18 protein-coding genes are annotated in these 17757 nt (G+C 62.7%); 17 read left to right on the top strand and 1 reads right to left on the bottom strand.

Features of this window, described 5'->3' with window-relative positions; translation table 11 throughout:
- Window positions 1-199: 199 nt before the first annotated feature.
- The 4 genes from ACQPXH_RS20770 (at window position 200) to ACQPXH_RS20755 (ending at window position 2587) form a co-directional block, all read left to right on the top strand.
- Window positions 200-973, top strand: coding sequence for a PE-PPE domain-containing protein (locus ACQPXH_RS20770; protein ID WP_433598196.1), 774 nt, complete (start codon window positions 200-202; stop codon window positions 971-973).
- 150 nt (window positions 974-1123) lie between these two features.
- Window positions 1124-1954 (top strand): glycoside hydrolase family 25 protein, encoded by an 831-nt coding sequence (locus ACQPXH_RS20765; protein WP_433598195.1) that lies wholly within the window; start codon window positions 1124-1126, stop codon window positions 1952-1954.
- Window positions 1951-2196 carry a hypothetical protein gene (locus ACQPXH_RS20760; RefSeq protein ID WP_433598194.1) on the top strand — a complete coding sequence of 82 codons (246 nt, stop codon included), beginning with the start codon at window positions 1951-1953 and terminating at the stop codon, window positions 2194-2196. Before ACQPXH_RS20765 ends, ACQPXH_RS20760 begins: the two co-directional genes overlap by 4 nt.
- 4 nt (window positions 2197-2200) lie before the next feature.
- Complete coding sequence (locus ACQPXH_RS20755) at window positions 2201-2587, top strand: hypothetical protein (protein WP_433598193.1); 387 nt, start codon at window positions 2201-2203, stop codon at window positions 2585-2587.
- A 10-nt stretch (window positions 2588-2597) separates the two neighbouring features.
- Here the strand turns inward: ACQPXH_RS20755 and ACQPXH_RS20750 are convergent, their stop codons facing one another.
- Window positions 2598-2861 (bottom strand): helix-turn-helix domain-containing protein, encoded by a 264-nt coding sequence (locus tag ACQPXH_RS20750; protein ID WP_433598192.1) that lies wholly within the window; start codon window positions 2859-2861, stop codon window positions 2598-2600.
- A 317-nt stretch (window positions 2862-3178) separates the two neighbouring features.
- On the opposite strand from ACQPXH_RS20750, the gene ACQPXH_RS20745 reads away from it, so the two are divergent.
- The 13 genes from ACQPXH_RS20745 to ACQPXH_RS20685 all read left to right on the top strand — a co-directional run bounded on the left by ACQPXH_RS20745 (window position 3179) and on the right by ACQPXH_RS20685 (window position 17743).
- A complete protein-coding gene (locus ACQPXH_RS20745) occupies window positions 3179-3721 on the top strand; it encodes a hypothetical protein (protein WP_433598191.1) in 543 nt (180 codons plus the stop codon).
- A gap of 216 nt (window positions 3722-3937) precedes the next feature.
- Window positions 3938-4552, top strand: coding sequence for a hypothetical protein (locus ACQPXH_RS20740; protein WP_433598190.1), 615 nt, complete (start codon window positions 3938-3940; stop codon window positions 4550-4552).
- Between the two features lie 2 nt (window positions 4553-4554).
- A complete protein-coding gene (locus ACQPXH_RS20735) occupies window positions 4555-7704 on the top strand; it encodes a hypothetical protein (protein WP_433598189.1) in 3150 nt (1049 codons plus the stop codon).
- A gap of 5 nt (window positions 7705-7709) precedes the next feature.
- The gene (locus tag ACQPXH_RS20730) at window positions 7710-8558 is read left to right on the top strand and encodes an immunity 49 family protein (RefSeq protein ID WP_433603524.1); all 849 of its coding nucleotides are present in this window, start codon (window positions 7710-7712) and stop codon (window positions 8556-8558) included.
- A 59-nt stretch (window positions 8559-8617) separates the two neighbouring features.
- On the top strand, window positions 8618-9055 hold the full coding sequence (locus tag ACQPXH_RS20725) for a hypothetical protein (RefSeq protein ID WP_433598188.1): 438 nt from the start codon (window positions 8618-8620) through the stop codon (window positions 9053-9055).
- 74 nt (window positions 9056-9129) lie between these two features.
- Window positions 9130-9717, top strand: a complete 588-nt coding sequence (locus tag ACQPXH_RS20720) for a hypothetical protein (RefSeq protein ID WP_433598187.1) — start codon at window positions 9130-9132, stop codon at window positions 9715-9717.
- A gap of 210 nt (window positions 9718-9927) precedes the next feature.
- Window positions 9928-10218, top strand: a complete 291-nt coding sequence (locus ACQPXH_RS20715) for a hypothetical protein (RefSeq protein ID WP_433598186.1) — start codon at window positions 9928-9930, stop codon at window positions 10216-10218.
- Window positions 10219-10367: 149 nt separating this feature from the next.
- Window positions 10368-10595: a DUF5361 domain-containing protein gene (locus ACQPXH_RS20710; RefSeq protein ID WP_146161186.1), complete on the top strand. Its 228-nt coding sequence runs from the start codon at window positions 10368-10370 to the stop codon at window positions 10593-10595.
- Window positions 10596-10650: 55 nt separating this feature from the next.
- Complete coding sequence (locus ACQPXH_RS20705; protein WP_433598185.1) at window positions 10651-13101, top strand: hypothetical protein; 2451 nt, start codon at window positions 10651-10653, stop codon at window positions 13099-13101.
- Window positions 13098-13991: a phage tail protein gene (locus tag ACQPXH_RS20700; RefSeq protein WP_433598184.1), complete on the top strand. Its 894-nt coding sequence runs from the start codon at window positions 13098-13100 to the stop codon at window positions 13989-13991. The genes ACQPXH_RS20705 and ACQPXH_RS20700 overlap by 4 nt, the downstream gene beginning before the upstream one ends.
- A complete protein-coding gene (locus ACQPXH_RS20695) occupies window positions 13991-15607 on the top strand; it encodes a phage tail protein (protein ID WP_433598183.1) in 1617 nt (538 codons plus the stop codon). Before ACQPXH_RS20700 ends, ACQPXH_RS20695 begins: the two co-directional genes overlap by 1 nt.
- A 20-nt stretch (window positions 15608-15627) precedes the next feature.
- Window positions 15628-16656, top strand: a complete 1029-nt coding sequence (locus tag ACQPXH_RS20690; protein WP_433598182.1) for a hypothetical protein — start codon at window positions 15628-15630, stop codon at window positions 16654-16656.
- A 10-nt stretch (window positions 16657-16666) separates the two neighbouring features.
- The gene (locus tag ACQPXH_RS20685) at window positions 16667-17743 is read left to right on the top strand and encodes a hypothetical protein (RefSeq protein WP_433598181.1); all 1077 of its coding nucleotides are present in this window, start codon (window positions 16667-16669) and stop codon (window positions 17741-17743) included.
- Window positions 17744-17757: the final 14 nt, after the last annotated feature.

Raw genomic sequence — 17757 nt, 5'->3', positions numbered from 1 at the left:
GCCGCATGCTCACCCCTCGTGCGCCCGTCTCCCGCAGGTGGTCCGCGGTCGCAGACGCCGCAGCAGCGCGGGGGTGCCACGGTCCCGCCCTCGAATCCCTCGAACTCGAGGGCGGGACCCAGTCCTCGACGGCCCCACCCGCAGCCTTCATCCGCGGGTGGGGCCGTCCGCTATCCACCGGACCGAAAGGCGATTCCGCATGATCACCGTCCTGACCTGCCGTGGCACCGGAGAACCCCTCGGATCCCCGGCGAACATGCTCGCCGCGGTGACCAGGCAGCTCGACCCGGCGATCTACGAAATCGGCCCCGACGTCGACTACCCCGCAGCCATCGGCCCCGCCAATCCGCGGCACGGTGTCGGAGGCTGTAGTGAACAGCAATCCATCGACCAGGGCATCACCGCCCTGGTGCGGGCAATCAACGCCACCCCGAACAGGGTCGGACTCCTCGGCTACAGCCTCGGTGCGGAGGTGGTTACCCGCTTCCTCGAGGCAAAGGCTCGCGGCGAGTTCCCCGACTGCGAACTGGCCTGGGCCGCGAATCTGGCCAATCCGCTGCGTATGCAGGGAGATTCGATCGATCCGAACCCTGTCGGCTTCGGTATCAATGGTCAGCGCGGGCCTTGGCCCGACGAGTTTCCGACCTGGGAGGTCGCGAACCCGGCGGATGGAATCACCTCATGTCCTCCGGATTCGCCGCTTCGTGCCCTTGCCGACACGGTATCCGCCTTCAGTTTCGCCGACATGGGTGGCTGGACCCGCGACCTGGCCGACCGTATTCGTAGAAATCGTTGGCAGACAAGGCAGTTCGGCTCGTGGTCGCATCCGATCCGGATCTGGGACCTGTGGTCGCAGGCCGCCGCGCTGATGGAGGGCTATCTGAACGGCGGTCAGCACAGTACCGCCTACATCACCGGCGGCTTCTGCGATCGACTGGCCGCGATCCTCAACCGCTATCCGGAGAGGGGGTGAACGAAGTGATCACCATTGCCGAAGATCTCATCAAGCTGATCGGCGACCTGATTCCGCTGGTCCTGCCGCTGTTCGGACTGTAGCCAGCACCTTGCCCCTCGCCAGGTCGGTGACTCGAATTCCGGCGGCACACAACACGAAGAGAGTTCCATGACCATCTTCGGGATCGACATCTCCAATAACAACGGTCCGGACATCGACCTGGCGCGGGTCGCCCGTGAAGGGTTTCAATTCGTCTTCGCCAAGGTCACCGAGGGCGACGGCTTCGTCGACCACACGTGGCCAGCGTATCGAGAGGCAGCCCACGCCAACGGATTACTGGTGGCAGGCTATCACTACCTCAGGGGCGACGCCGACGTCGAAGACCAGGCCGATCTGTATGTCGCCCATCTCGGCGGCGCGGCGACCATGGTCGACTTCGAGGCGAATTCCGGTGATCTGTCGACCTTTTGGGCGTTCGTGAACGCGGTGAACGCGCGCGGTCGACAGATCAACCTCTCCTACCTGCCCCGTTGGTACTGGCAGCGGATCGGCTGTCCGGACGTGTCGAAGGTACCCGGGTTGATCCAGTCGAGCTATGTCTACGGTTCGGCTCCCGCCTCGGCGCTGTATCCGGGCGACGATTCCCCATTGTGGACCGGTTTCGGCGGCAAGAACGTCGACATCCTCCAGTTCACCGACGCTGCCGTGGTCGCCGGACATCGAGTCGACGCCAACGCCTTCCTCGGCACCCTCGACCAACTCCGCGCTCTGCTCGGGTTGGCACCATCTACTACTCAAGGAGTCCTCATGGCGCTCACAGATGCCCAGCAGGCTGACCTGTACGAGAAGGTTCAGGAAATCTGGGGCCAGCTCCGCGGCCCGGACGGTCAAGGCTGGCCGCAACTCGGTCGCAATGCCCAGGGGCAGAACATGACTCTGGTCGACGCGGTGGCGAAGCTACAGCACGATCTAGGCTCGGCTCCGAAGGCCACATCGTGAGCGCTCAGGGCGTGTTCGTGTCGCGCAATGCGAAAGCGGTGGTCTCCGTTATCGGCGGAATCATCAATGTGCTGGCGGTGTCGGCGGCCCTGTTCCAGTTCGCGCCGGCCGAATACGCCGGTGTGGGCGCCACCTTGCTGGTGCTGATGGAGGCGCTGCGGAGCGCCAATGTCTGGATCGTCAAGAACGAACCGGCTCTCGTATCCGCCATCGACGAGATCGTCGCACCCGAGGCCGGGTGATCGCTTGTTCGAGACGCTGCTACTCGCCGCGGCCACCTTCCTCGGCGGAACTGGTACTTCGGCCTTCTTCTCGTTGCTGCGTGCTCGTCGCATGCAGCCGATGACCAGCCTGCGGTATGAGGTCGCGGCGGCCAAGAACGTGAACGACATCGCGCTCGAGACGCTCGGACGGGTGTCGCAGGAATTGCGCGATGTCACCGGCCGTCTCGATGCGGTCGAGGCGGCGCAGGAAGCTTCGATCCGTGAATTGACAAGGGTCACAGGGCTTTTCCGGGAGGCGCTCGCGGTGCTGCGAGGCGTTATAGAGGCCGCTCAGCACGGCCGCATCCCGGAACTGTACATGTCCAGGGAGCTGATGGACGAGGTCGAGATGAACGGGGCGATCACTTGATGTCCGAGGTTCAGTCCTGTGACAGTGAGCCTTTGACGATCCGTACCGCTCGATCCATGATCTCGAGCGGCGAGATGTCGAGTGCGTTGCACAGCGCGAACAGCTGATGCATGTCCGGTGAGCGTTCACCGTTCTCGAAGCGCTGAATCGTACTGATCGCGACCCCCGACGCCTCGGCTAGCTGTGGCCGGGTCAGATTGCGGCGTGCGCGAGCGGCCCGCAACTCGTCACCCACCGCGCGGTTGATGTCGTCGTGGAGTTCACGCAGTTCCATACGGAAAATTGTGAAGACCGCGCGGCCTTCCCGGCAAACAGCCCAACTTGTCAACGTTGCTTGAATCACATTCTCTACCAGCGGGTTTCGATCAAGCGATCTTTCAAGACCCATGCGGCCAGCCCCCGGAAACCTTCCATCGGTTCCTGACAGCGGGTCGAGCTCGCCGCATGCCCGCCCCTGCGCTCGCGCGCCTCCCGTGAGGTGGTCCCACGGTCGCCGGCTGCGGTCGCAGCGCAGGGGCACCCAACTTTCCGTTCGATCAAGAAGCGAGAGAAGAACAATGGAAAAGACGACGATCCTGTCCGCCAATAGCTATGGCACAGTTCTATATCCCCGGGTTCGTTCGCATCGACGAGCTGCGCCTGACCGACGAATACGGTAGCGCTGAGTTTTCGGTGGTCTATGACGATTCGCAGCTCGGCCAGGTCGCACAGGTGACCGTGGGCAGTCGTTCGGACGGGCCGCCGATCGTGGGCCAGACGCCTCCCGCCATCTCTCTCGGCAAGGTCCGTACCATCGGTGGTTGGGCATACGTTTTCTGCTATGCCTTGCCCGCACCGACGAACTGGCACAACGAGAAGACGGTGGTCTTCACAGGTCGGCCTTCCAACTTCGAGTTCTATGTCCCAGGCTTTGTCGCGATCGACAAGCTGCGGCCGGTCGGTGACTTCGGCATTGTTCAGCTGTTCGTTCGTTACAACACGATGAATGTCGGCGAGATTCACCACGTCACCGTTTCCTCGGTCGGCCCTGATCGGGAGCTGCCCGTCGGCGCCGTCGACCTCGGCTTGATTCACCCGTACGGTTCGTGGCGGTACGTCCGTTACACCGACGAAATCGTTTTCACCCAGGCCTGATCCCGTCCTCTCACACTCGCCCCATTCCGGCGCACCCGTCTCCCGCTGGTGGTCTGCGGTAGCAGATGCAGGGTTGTCACGCCGAATGGGGCGCAACGGGTCCCGTCCCCGTTCTCCCCCCTCTCCGGGGACGGGACCCACCCATCCCTCGAACCCGAGCCTCAGCCAGGGCGCGGTGTTTCGCCATGCCCTCGTCCCGGAAGGTCTCCGAATCCGATGCCCGACAAGGAAGTTCTCGAATCCATCCACTTCGGCAACCACCAGCCGCCTTCCGAGTACGTGAAAACCGATGCCGGCCAGCTGGTCACCCCCGAATTCCTCGCCCTCATCCAGCAGTCGCTCTCCGGCAAGTTCTCCGAGCACCGCGACACCGAGGAACTCTCCCCGGAAGTCCGTGCCCTGGCCGAGGAACTGTCGGTGATCCACCTCCCCGAATGGCAGTCCGGGGTAGGCCGCAAGCTGGCCGAACCCACGGTTACCAGCATCAAACAGGCCGTCCGAGTAGCCGAATACCTCGTAAAGCGCGGCGTCCGTGTGCATCCGGAGCTCGAGGAGATCCGCTGGACCCCCACCCCTGGTGGGCAGCCCGGCGTCTTCGACACCGGCCTCCACATCCTCAAGGACGCCACCGGTAGCTGGCCCGCCCCCGACCCCGAGGACTTCTACAACCTCGAAGACATCCAGGTCACCAAAACCGACGAGGGCCTCTGGTGTGCCACCCACCCCCGCGGCCTGGCCACCGAAGCCCCCACCAAAACCGACGCCTACGCCGCCCTCGTCGACCAGCTCCGCGCCCGCATCGACCAAGCGCGGCGCACCCGTGAGGAGTGATCATGCCGATCACTCCGTCCAAGGCTGCCACTGGTGAGGTTCACAATGTCTCGGTCAGATCGAGCGCTGACGCCGCGCAACAGTTCGCGCGAATAGTTGGTGGCCAAGATCTGCTCGCTTCTGCTGGCGCACAGTTCATTCCAGGCCTTCGGCCCATCAGCGTTCGGTTCCAGGACCCATATGCGCCCGGTGGTGATTTGGGACCGACACCCATCTTCCCGATGCATAAGGACCCGGAGACCGGCCGGATGGTCCCCGGCCTCGATCCCGCGGACATCCCTCGACCACAACCCGAACCGGCCAAACCAGCTCCCGCGAACCCGCAACCGGCCCAGCAGCCGCAACCGAGTTCGCAGCAGCCGGCGGGCCAATCGGGCCAGTCGCAGGCGGCGCAACCGGACGCCACCCAACAAGGGCCGGAGACCGTCAGTGTCGTACCGGCGGGTGTCGATGAACATGTCTTCGGGTTGCCAGACGTCACGGGGCACAAGGAAGGCGACACCTGGGAAGAGTTCCTACCCCCAACCCCCGGCAATCCCGAAGGAATTCGCCGTGTAAACACGATCCCCTTCGGCAACGGAACCCAAACCGTCGACCAGGTGATCTACAACGCAGACGGAACCATCACCCGCTCACGTGTTGTCGCCAACGGTCTCGGTGGTTACCAGCGTTGGAACAACGATTCCACCGGCGCCGGGTCTTATGTCGACAAGCAAACAGCAGATCTGGACGCCTACATTCAATCGTTCGATCCAGGACAGTCGACGTCGGGCGCACCGACTCGTGAATCCGGAACCAATGCTGATTACAGCAATACATACCAGCCTGAGTACGACGAAAATGGCAACTATGTCGGAGTCAGCATCGGCGTCCGAAACGACAAGGGATTCTACGACAATCAGTTTCAGGACACGTACGGAAATACCTCGTTCGATCGCACGATCGTAAAGCCCGATGGTGGTCTCGGGAGCATACAGGCAGGTCAGGTCGATATCGAAGGCCGCGGTTGGTGGCTCGATAAAGAGAACCGTCGCTGGGAACTTTACAAGGACGATAACGGGAATCGCGCCCGGCGATACCAAGATCCTCTAACCGGAGGGTGGAGTTTCGTATACAAGGATGGGCCGAACGAGAAGAACGAGACTTTCGACTCGTCCGGTCGGCTGGTGAATTCCCTTACGTTCGGCCCCGACGGCAAAGTAATCGGATCACTGGAACGTACGGGTGCACTACTCATTCAGGGGAAGCCTGGAAAAGACGGAAAGCTCGATTATACGTTCAAAGACGAGAGCGGCAACCGAAGTCGAAGGGGCACACTTTCTTACCTTCCCGGCGGAGGCATGCGTCTGTACTACGGCGACGGCTATGAAACAGTCGAGTACAACAAATTCGGAGCCGAAGTCAAACGCTACAACCGCCAAGGAGATCGCTCGTTCAACGAATGGGTGAGCCAGGAGTTCGCCCTTACGACGGTAAAGACCCTCGGTGGGATGGTCGAAGGATTCAGCGGCATGGTTGGTCTCAATGACGTGATCAACATGGCCGGCACCGTCATGGGCTATAGCCCCCACCTCGCAACCAAGAAGGAAATCCTAGACAGCTTCTCGCAAGGTGCCGATAGCTTCCAACAGGCAGTTCTCTTCCACAACCTTACTGCACTGAAAGAGCTTACAGTATACCGAGCAGGAGGACAGAGTCTCGGCGACGCAATCACCAGGAGCATTCCGAGCTATCTCACCGCTCTGAATGCGGAGTCAAAACTACTCATCGGGACGGACTGGACCGGCTTCCGCGACAACCCCGGCGCAGTACTCGCCACCGCTGCCCTTGGTATTGCCAGCTGGGCGACACCGACAAAAGGAATTCGCGCCATTCCGGGTCGATCCGCACTGGTCGACACCCAGACGTCTTCTCATCTACCTCGTGTTCAGCCGCCGACCGGCGGAACCCGAAGACCTCCGATTGTCCAAACGTTTGATAAACAGCCGCCAGCTTTTGATGCGAAGATAACAGGAATTATCAAAGTTGATAGCTGGATAGAAGCACGATGGAATGAATGGAAATCCGGCGGCCCGCCGCTGGGAGGTCCACAAACCGCTATCGCAGGCGTATCGAGCCGATATCTCGCAAACTCCAGTCAAGGAAATTGGCTGGAAGGCAGCGTGTTCGAACAGCGTAGTCGACGTGCATCATCATCATCGCAATCAAATCCCGCCTCGCGGCCGCCCACGATTAAGTGGGAGGTGCCGGAGGATATCGAGAAGCAGCCTGGAGATTTCGGTTTAATAGCCGAATATCAAGTCTGGCTTGCGAACAATTACGAGGGCTACCGCACAGCCTACTATCAGATAAACGGGCACCGCCTGCGCACGGAGGTTCGAGACCATACCGGCACGACACCTCCGCAGCTCAAAGAAGTATCTCCAGGTAAATGGGCGTTAGCGGATCAAATTCCCCCGCCATGGAAGCCGCATTACGGTCCATTCAGAATCGAGAAGGAACGAAGTAACGCCAGTCCGGAAGTACTGAAAACTCTTGATCCCCTAGCAGCGGACAGGCGGACTGCTATCGATGCAGATACCGAAGCGAACCGTCTGAAGCTGGCCTCTAGAAGACTGCAAGAAACTCATCCAAGCCCAGAGAATGCGGCAGCTCAGGAGCTGAACGAGGCTGCATATAGTGCAGTGCATACAGCGATGGGTAAGAAGTCTGAGCTTTACGGCGAAGCGGTATCGCGGGTCGCCGCTGTTCCTGAGAATTTTCCGGGCGGAAAGCACGTAGACGCGCCTGGCCCCGCAAATGGTAATCACAGATTCGATGATATTCTCCGCTTTCCGGATGGCGCGTATTTCGTGATTGAAACAAAGGGAGATAGGGGAACTCGACTCAACTATCGGACATTGCCGGATGGAACAAAAGTGTACGAGGGTACCCGGGAGTATTTCTTCGACATTTTGCGCGTCATGAAGGATGGTGGAGTATCGGCTCAGATCGCTAAGGAATTGGACAAGGCGTTTCGGCTAGGCCGTGTTAGATACCTTGAGATCCGGGGAAAGAGTATCGATATAGTCGGCCAGGACGGTAAGCGCATAGGCCTGTATGATGGGTATATAGTGCGGGAATATGATCTCAGTAAAGGTGGTACTCCGTGACCGTCATGGTCGCTCATCATGGACATCCGGCCAAGACGGATGAAATGCGGGCTCAGGAAGCCCGGTCCGACCTTGCTATGCGTGTAAGTTCCCTCGAAGATGTGCCGAATTCTATCGGCGCAGTGTTCGATGCCGCCCTCCGGGCGATGTATTTGAGCTTCTGGGCGGACCGAGATGCGGAATATTTTGCAACGTGCGAGTCGGCTGCAATAGCTTTGCAGGTGGGCTCGGCAATTTTTGAAGTGACCGGCGATAATGTTGATGCGGTTGAGTTATTCATTCTAGATGAGAATAGAACGCTGCCCATGATCGGCGCGCGGACATTCGCCAGTGCTTCGAATTGGCTAAATTCCTTCTATCTCGCGGTTATCTGCCGAGATCAAGTTAGAATGACGAAGCTATGCGAAATTCCGGTCGATAGGCTTAGAGCGGCTAGCCGGGAAGATGAGTTCATCTATCTATGGGTAGATGTTCTGCAAACTTTTTGGCTTCGAGGTGACGGCTTGGCGTCGCGTGTTCGGAGTGCAATGGAGGCGTCATATGCTGATGCGGTTCATTTCGTTTCGGCAGGTTATCTTCAAACTATTCTATATCCACCCGTGCATCTCTTCTATTCTTTGATCTTCAAAGACGTAAGTCTTTTCAACGAAGCGTTGAAAGATGCACTAGAACTGCATAAGGTCTACTGGACCTCGGATATCGATCGCTTCGACGATGCTACGGGAGCAATTGCTCTGGCTCCGCTCGCTATGGCGTGCATCGGATATGACATGGAAGTTGCGGTTGAGGTCGAATCGGATTACATCCCCAGGCATATGTTAAAAGGTGACTGGCTGGAAGGATTTCGATTCTAGCTTCTTGAAGCGTAGATGTTTCAATTATCCTATGAGCTTCTATTGAACGGATCCCTGCCTTGGTTGAGCAGATAGTTTTTGCTGATATCGAGAAGGCTCTTGTCACCTTCTTGACCGCTAAGCTCGCAGCTGTCTCCGACAGTGCGGTGGTGGTCACGAAGGTTCCTGAGTCGCGGCCTGCACGAATGGTGCGGGTCAGTCGGAATGATCGCAAGGCTCGCGTTGACGTTGAGGATCGGGAGGGGCGCCGTGGCGCTCAGCTGGTTCTGGATCGGCCGCGGGTCTTGTTCGAGTGTTTCGATGACGCTGGGAATGCGGCCGGCCTCGCTGCACTTGTGCGCGGCGTTGTGAATGCCGCTGCTCCTGGGCGTATCGGCACCGTGTGGTGCGACCACGTCGAGGATGCAGGCGAAGAGAACGATACCGATCCGGTGACTGCCGCTCCGCGGTACACGATTGTCACCGATTTGATTGTGCGGGGCACTGTTCTCGCCTGACTGCATGTAAGAGGCAGTCACAACTGAATAACCAATCCCTAGGGCCTGCGCAAATCCCAAGGGAGATAACGAAAATGGCTCTGCCTTCCAGCAAGTACATTGGCGCCGGCACCCCGAACATCGCTGTTACCGGCGGTGTTCTGGTGGCTCCGCTGGCTACCGCGCTGCCGACCGGTGCGGCCGGCACTATCGATCCCGCGTTCAAGGCGCTGGGTTATGTGTCCGAGGACGGCATCGAATCGATGGGTGAGCGCAAGATCGAGTCCGTTAAGGACTGGAATGCGGACATCATCGCGCAGCTGCAGACCGAGCACTCGGTGCGGTTCGGTCTCACCCTGTACGCGGTGTGGGACAAGGACGTGCTGAGCGAGGTCTTCGGCGCGGGCAATGTCGTTCCGACCGCGGCTACCTCTACTTCCGGTGCGCTGTACCAGGTCAAGGAGACCGGTACGCCGCTGCCGCGTCGCTCGTGGATCTTCGACATGGTCACCGAGGACAAGAAGCTGCGCATCGTGCTGCCGAACGCCAAGATCACCTCGGTCACCGAGAAGAAGTTCGTGTCGAACGCCCTGGCGGGCTTCACCATCAGCGTCGAGGCCTTCAAAGACGACGCCGGTGTGAAGGCGTACCGGTACCTGGACGACGGCATCAAGACTGCCTGATTCCGACGGTATTCACCGTCGAACACCATGACAGGGTTCAGCCCCGAGTAGCTCGGGGCTGAACCCTGCCCTCTGGCGGCCTCGAGCCGTCCTGCAAAGCCCCCAACGGCGGCGGTTATTCCAAAACCTATGCGCAGGCCCGCCGCCGCCGTTGGGCCTTCCAACTGCATACAACCACCACAACAACTAGACGAAAAGGTCTGCGTAACAATGACTTCCCCGAAAGCCCCCATCGCGATCACGACTCCCACGAAGGTGAAGGACAACTTCCACTACCAGGTCGACGGCATCGACATCGAGCTGCCGTCGCTGACCTACCTCAAGCCGGGTCTGGTCCGCCGGATCCGCCGCCTGGGCGATGTGGACGCCATGTACACCCTGCTGGAGTTGGCGGTTTCGCCCGAAGCGCTTGCGGCCCTGGACGATATGGATCCGGATGCCTACCACGAGATGTTGGAGGCCTGGCGCGCGCACTCGGGGATCAGCCTGGGGGAATCCTGAGCCTCGATGCCCTTCTCGAAGAGCATTCCGAGGCAATCGAATACGACCTGATTGCCCTCGGCCTGCGGTTGCGCCGGCTCGGCGATGAAGCGCTGAGCTGGTGCGACCTGAAGGCCATAGTCAAATTTCTGCCGCCCGACTCGGCACTGATGCGCACCATGCACCCCGAAGCCCACCGCTGGCGGCTCGATCAGTATCTGCTCGCGGAGATGGCCGACTGCCTGCGCTGGCTGGTGTGGTCCAAGAGCGACGACGCCCGCCACGGGCGCAACCGCCCCGAGCCGATCTCCCGTCCCGGCCTCGAGTCCGGCCGCGAACGTGTGGGGACGGCGATGGGCGTCGACCGGATCAACGAATTCCTCGGCTGGAGTGAGTGATTCCTCGCCGGTGGGCGAGCTCGGGCGCAATCGGCCCAGAAAGTGGATGTGAATTGTGGACAAGCAACGCCCACCGGCGATGACACTGCCGGACATTCTCGCGATGACGACCAGCGGGCAGCCGGCACCGGGGAAGCGGATCACGCTGCCCAGCGGCGCCCTCTGGGAGGGAGGTCCGACACCCGGGACCTCCCTCGTCACGCTTCCCGACCAGGATCCGATTCTGGTCTCCGACAACGGATCCGATGCGCCGAACTCCCTCGTGGGCCGGTCCGGCCCGTTCGCCGCGCTGGCCCATGCCTTCGAGGAAGTGCTCGGCCATGTACCGAACTTCTTCGCCGACCGGGTCGCGTCGCAGGCGCTGAACCTGCTTCGTGACACCTCGAAGAGCGATGACACCGAAACGCGGATCGTCAAGTTCAGCGCCAAGACCACGCTACTCAACCCTGCCAAGCGAGGCGGACAGCGTAGGCCGGAAGACTCTGAGGACCAGAGCGATTCGGTCTTCGAACAGAATCCGGTGCGGCGTGCACGCGGCGGTCTGGTCTACAAGCCCGGCGATACCGTCGCAGACGGTGGCCTGGTTTCCGGACCCGGTGGCTCGTCCTCCGATCTGGTTCACTTGGCGGCCTCCCGCGGTGAGTACGTGGTCAATGCTGACGCCGCCGCACGCGCGTTTTCGCTGCTCGACGCGATCAATTCCGGCTGGGTCCCCTCCGCGGACTTCCTGGCGGGCATGCTGCCCAGCCTCGCCGGAGCGGACGCGAGTCGCACCACCGCGCCCAGCAATCCGAACCAATGGCGAGACCTGCTCGGTCAGGGCGTCATCGCGGACACGTTGGGCGGCTTGGGAAATGTGGCGGTGGACGCGGCTTCCTGGGCCGGCGCCGCATTGGGCTCCGCCCTGGCGCCCATGTTCGGCCCGGGCGGCCTGTTCGCGGCCCGTCCTGGATCTGCGGCATCGGCGTCGGTTCGCAACGATGCGGGTCTGACCGGCACAGGCTCGGCCGTTCCGATGACGGCCTCGATTCAGGCCACCCCCTCCGCCACGCTTGGGTTCCTCGGTACCGCACAACCGAATTCGCCGACAGGCGCGGCCGGTCAGCTGGGTTCCCTCGCCGCGGCGCTGGGCTCCGGAATCACCGGTGCAGCGACCGCCGCGGGTAGCCGCCTGGGTGAGATGCTCGGTGCCGCAATCCAACCCGCGCTTGGCCCATCCGGCGAGCTCGCACCCGTGATCGGCGAACAACTGGGCCGGTTGATCGGCTCACAGTTCGGCGCTCAGCTGAGTACCTCGCTGACCGTGCAGGCCGGAGTCGGCGGCGGACAGGCCAGTTCGGCGACAGGCTCTGGTGGCGGTGCCGAACCCGGTGGGGCAGGAGCCGACTCGACGGGAGACGGTACAGCGCCGGAACCGACCGACGGTAATCCCGGCGGCGGCACCATCGTGGAGACTGCCGGCCCGGCAGCTTCGAACGTCGGCAGCGGCAACATCATTGGAAAGACCAACGCGGACGGCAGCCGTTGGGAGTACGTCTCGGCCAACCCGGAACTCGGTACGTCGGCGGGCTGGGCGCTTTTCATGCCGGAGTCGGAGTACTCGGTGCCGAAGGACGCGGTGCCCGATGGTTTCAAGCTGGGGAACTTCATCCCCGATAACGGCGCGCCGCAGCGGATGGTACGGACCCCGAAGGGCCTGAATTGGCTCGATGTGCTGACCGGCAAGACCGCCAACGGTGACGCCCAAACCCTGCAGGACGACATTCACCAGTACAACCCCAACGAAGGCAATTTCGCGGATCTGGTCGACCTCGCCTCCCAAAAGGTCGGCACCGACCTGGGCACCTTGCTTACGCCGATCCTCGGCAGCGATGCTCCCAAGAACCTCGCCGATTTGGCAGCGCAATTGACTGCGCCGCTCGGACAGGCATACAGCGACGCCGACCCGAACCACACGTGGACCGACACCATCGGTCGCTGGATCAGCCAAGCCACAGGTATCGAGTGGACCCCCAATGGCAGTTCGGGCACGTCGTCCGCGAATCAGATAACCAATGAACAGCAGGCCGGGGTCGCGGCGTTCGAATCAGGCATCCAGGGCCTGCAACAGCACGGTTTGGTCGGTGGCCTGACCGGCGCGATCTCCGGCGCAGGCTCGACCCTGGGCAACCTGGCTGGCAACTTCCTCGGCACCCTGGCCGCGCCGTTCCTCGGCCCTGCCGCCCCGCTGGCCCCCGTCATCGGCCAGTTCCTGGGCTCGATGATCGGCGGCAGTATCGCCGAGGAATTCACTCGCCCTATCGAATGGGTGGGCAACACGATCAAAGAGCTGGTCGGAACCGGTTTCGGTCTCACCGACCTGGCCGAAGGCCCGGGCGGGCACACCGTTCGCGGCGATATCTACAACTTCAACGGCATGGACCCGAAGAGCGCATCGATCGCGGTCGAGCGGGTCCGTCGGCGCCGGGCTGTGGCGCAGCAACGCGGAGGAGGTTTCGGGCGATGAGCCACCAACTTTTGGAAACCCACGGCACGAAGGTGGTCGTGTGGGATGTCAACGGACGAGTGTGGCACCTGTCCGGAGTGAACTCCGGCCGGGAGGGCGTGCGCTTGTCCCAGCAGAACGGATTCATGTTCGCGCCGGTGCAACTGCTGATCTCGGAGGGGGCGCGTCAGGACGGCGCCACCTTTGTTCGATCCGTCCGTTCGAAGAAGGAGTGGGACTTCCTGGCCGTCATCTCGGCGTCCGCGAAAGATAGTGGCGCCGACCCGGTTCGGGATTTCCACGCTGTGCATGACGCCTGGTTCCGAGGCTGGTCGACAGACAAGCCGGTCACGGTCGGCTACTACACCCGGCATCAAGGCTGGCGGTTCGAGCAGGCGCAGCTCGATGCCGCGCCGGAGCCGGTCGGCGATGTGGATCCTGCGCGAAATGCGATGGCGGTCTACAAGATGTCCGCTACCGCGATGGATCCGCTGGAGCGGCATTTCGACGAGAACTCGGTGTGGACCAATTCGGCCGGCATCGGCCAGGGCAGCGTGCGGTTGCGCAATGCCGCGGATCAGCCGGCGTGGCCGCGTTACACGATGAACGGCCCGGGACGTTGGCAGATTTTGGATCCGGTTCCGGGTGACCTGCCTCGGATGGTGCAGACGCCGCTGCTGACCGCCACCCAGACGCTACGGATCGACACGCATCCGCGGCACCGGACCGCAACCGTCTACGACAGCTCGGGCGCGAAGCCGGTCAATGTGTGGGCGCAGCTCAGCGGCCGTCGCTGGATGCAGTCGATGGATCCCTGGAGCTCCACCGAGATCACCGTGCAGGTCGAGGGCGGAACCACCGCCTCCAGCATCATCGCCTCGGTCACCCCCCGATCCTCGAGGCCGTTCTGATGACCGCGGGCACCTGGGATCCGTACGACGAATCACGACGGATGGACGAGCAGTTCCGGGTCGACCAGGAACACGCGCGCAATCCCGATGTGCTGGTTCGCTATTGGAACAAATTCATGGAAGAGGTGGGGGAGGAGCACAGCTATCTCTCCGTTCAGTTCACGTATCCGCGCAACGCCGCCGGCGGCCTGAAGATGATCTGCCCGCGCGACATGGTGCACTTCGACCACCTGTTCAACAATCCGGACGGTGAGGACGCCACCATCCCGATCACGGTGAACACCAAGGGTTTCCGGTGGGACGGTTACATCACAAAGGCGTCCATCGTCCGGGACGAGAACGGCGTCGAGACGGTCGATATCGAGGCCATTCACGCCTGGAATCACATCGCGACCATCTGCTGCTGGGCGTCACCGTTCGCGCCGGTGCTGGCGCAGTTCCCCCGGCATCACATCCTGTTCGGCCCGGTCCGGACGCTGGTGACCACCTATCTGACGATGAACCTGATGCGGTTGCAGGCGCCGGGATGGGCCCCCGCGGACGGACCCGACACCCCGAAGTGGAATGCGGGCAATACCCTCTTCCCGATCGCCGTGGTTCCGGTCGACCCGCTGCACGACACCAGCCGCTGGAGTGCTGCCTCTGCGCGATTCGATATGGCGGACAAGCTGTTTCAGCCGATGCTGGAGGACTCCGGGGTCATGCTGACCGCGCGTTTCTTCCTGCCCGAGGAGGACGAGCAGCCGGCGCCGAACTACTTCTACCTCGAGCATCCGACCGTTGTGATCGACACCGTCGACAAGTCCGGCGTGACCGGCAGTACCGGCACGCTCTTGGATGGAATCCAGTCCTGGTTCGAGGAATTCGCCGACGACGGCACCACGCCGATGCGCTATCCGAATCTCGACTCCACCACCGACTACGAAACCGTATACGGGGAGCAGGGCAAGTTCGGTACCACCCGGAACTTCCCATGGGTCTGGTACTTCGAAGGGGAGTACTCGGGCATTGGCGCCTCCGAAGTGGCACTGCACAAGCCGACCGCGACGGACGTCATCATCGGCGGCCGTTCCCCAGGCTGGGTGAACGCCGGTATCGAAGTCGTCATCAAGGGCCTGCTGTCGCTGATCGGTCTGGGCTGGCTGTATCGCGGTCAGCTCAATGACGTCTTCCTGGCCTGGATGGTGTACCGGGACATGGAACGTGCCCGCAAGGCGGGGCCGTACGCGTTCCGCGAGCTGTACATCACCGGCAGCGACAAGGCCTTCAACCTCGACGGCCTGGTCGCCGCGCGCCAGGGGCTGCACCTCACCCGCGGCTACACCAGCCACAAGGTGACCATCGAGGACAACGCGCCCTACCTGCTGGGCAGGGACTTCGGACTCGGCGATCAGATCGGCTTCGCGGTCGGGGAGCACGTGTTCACCGACTACGTGACCGAACTGACCTTCACCGACGATCGGCAGACCCCGGCCGTCTGGCAGATCACTGTCGGCGACGGATCCGACGAAGAGGACTCGGTCGTCAAGGCCTGGCAGCGGCTCGGCCGCTTCGCGGCCGCCATCAAAGACTTGTCAACCGATGTCGGCGCGGATCTGGACCTGCTCATCTTCTAACCTCGCTGGGAGGAAACACCATGGCGGACATCAGTTTTCCCGCCCGAATCACCATTGCCCGGCAGCCGGACGTCGACGGCCTGCCAATACTGGACGCGAAGCTAGAGGTCGCCGACGACGTAGCCGGCCTGGCGCTGCCCCCGGGTCCGGCCGGTGCCGCGGGACCGAAAGGCCGTCCGCGCAGCACCTTTCGAAAGATGGGGGAGATCCCCACCGCCGCGGCGCGCCCAGGCGGACTCGGCGCGGACGACCGGGGGAAGTGGTGGCATCGACTGGACGACGACGGCATGGACGTGTGGGACGGTGCACAGTGGGTGCACTCGCCGCACGCGGTGGGTCCGCGGGGACCGTTGGCCGACGCCAATACACTCGACGTCGCCCCTACCCTCCACCAACCCAATCTGACTGTCCCGGCTCTCGACTTCATCGGTAAGGGTGCGAACCAGCAGGTGAAGGTCACCGCGCCGGCCGGCTTCGCCGGGCCCGAGGGACCTGCGGGCGCTTCGGGCAAGATCGCCGCCTCGCCGGATTACGACCCGTCGACCAGCCCAGGCTCGAACTACGTGTTCGCTTATCACCGTCCCACGCAGAAGTTCCGGCCGCTCCAGCCGCCGCTGGGCGTCGGCCCCTGGTCCTGGTTCCAGGAGGACTTCGTGGCGGATCAGGAGGTCGACGCGTCGCAGCTGACCGTCGGCACGTTCACCGTGCCCGCTCAGTCGTTCGCATGGCGGCCGGTGGTGCAGGGACACGTCTACCTGTACGGTGCGAGCTCCCCGGTGGACGCGACCGTTCGGTTGGGAAGTGCAGACGGCCTGATCGTGGCCGCCACACGTCCGTGCGGCGGCGGGTACCTCTACCTGCCATTGATCACCACATACCGCGACGAGGATTCGGTGCCGACGCTGTCGCCCAGTTCGACCTTCGCGACCCTGCCCGCCGGGCAGCCCGCCACCTTCGTGGTCAGTCTGAACCGTGCGGGAGACGGCAGCGGGAAGATCGGCTTCTCGCGCACCCAAGCGTCGCTCGTTGTCCACGCCCAGCCCATCTGAATGAGGTGACATGTCAACCGTAGGAGAATATTTCGAGTCCACGCTCATTCGTGGGATCGACGAGGGTGTCGGAACCGCGGGGGTCGTGCAGGCGCTGCACGGGACCCCGCGCGACGGTTCTCTGGAACTGATGACCGGCACCCCCGGTCCGGCGGGACCGCAGGGTGAGCCGGGCGCCACGTTCCGCTGGGAGGGCGACATCGCCGACCAGGCCGCGCTGACGGCGCTGTCGTCGAAGCTGAACACCGCCCATGCGGGCAAGGTGTGGCGCGTACTCGCCACGAACACCCTGATGTACTGGAACGGAACCAGTTTCGACTCCTTCACCGACGCCTTCGGTGGGGCCGGACCGGTCGGCGCACCGTGCAATGTCACGATCGGCACGGTCGCGACCGGTCCCGCGGGCTCCGATCTGGTGGTGACCGTGACCGGAATCCGCCCGAACCTCGTACTGAATCTGACTGTCCCGCAAGGAGTCAAGGGCACAAAGGGCGCTGCGGGCGGCCCCGGACCGATCCGGCAGGCGCCCGACTACGCCGACGGACCGCACGCCGATGGCGCGGTCCCGGTGTGGAATACGGCCACTCAGCTGTGGACGCCCCGCCCCAATCCCGGGCTGCGCGGCCCGTGGTCGATCAATCGCGCGCTGGCATGGGACGGCGGCCCTGGCTTCGCTGCCTCACAGACCAAGGCCGGTACCTCGCCGAATACCGTGGCGCAGTTGAATATCCCCGCTCAGGACGTCGATTGGCGGCCGGTGATAGCGGGCGGCACCCTGGTGTTCACCGACGAAACGATCGGCAACTTCAACACCCGCATCGACGCCGAGGTTCGCATCGACTCCCCGTCCGGGCAAATCGTCGCGCTCGGCGCCGGATTCCCGTTCGGCACCGACGGCTTCTGCTCTTTCCAGCCCTACTACGGCACTCGGACTATGACTCCCGACAGCGCGGTCGGCGTCGTGCAAGCCGGCCGGGCGATCACGTTGCACGTGGTGCTGCGGCGGAACCGCGGCACTTCCAACTATTCCTACCGCCAAGACGACTCGCACATCGTGTGCTGGGCGAGGCCGGTGACGGCCTCGTGAGCGTGGAGAACAGT

It is taken from the genome of Nocardia sp. CA-135953, from assembly GCF_050955735.1.
Lineage (GTDB): Bacteria > Actinomycetota > Actinomycetes > Mycobacteriales > Mycobacteriaceae > Nocardia.
The sequence above is the reverse complement of the archived record's forward strand: the minus strand, read 5'-3'. Positions and strand labels throughout refer to the sequence as shown.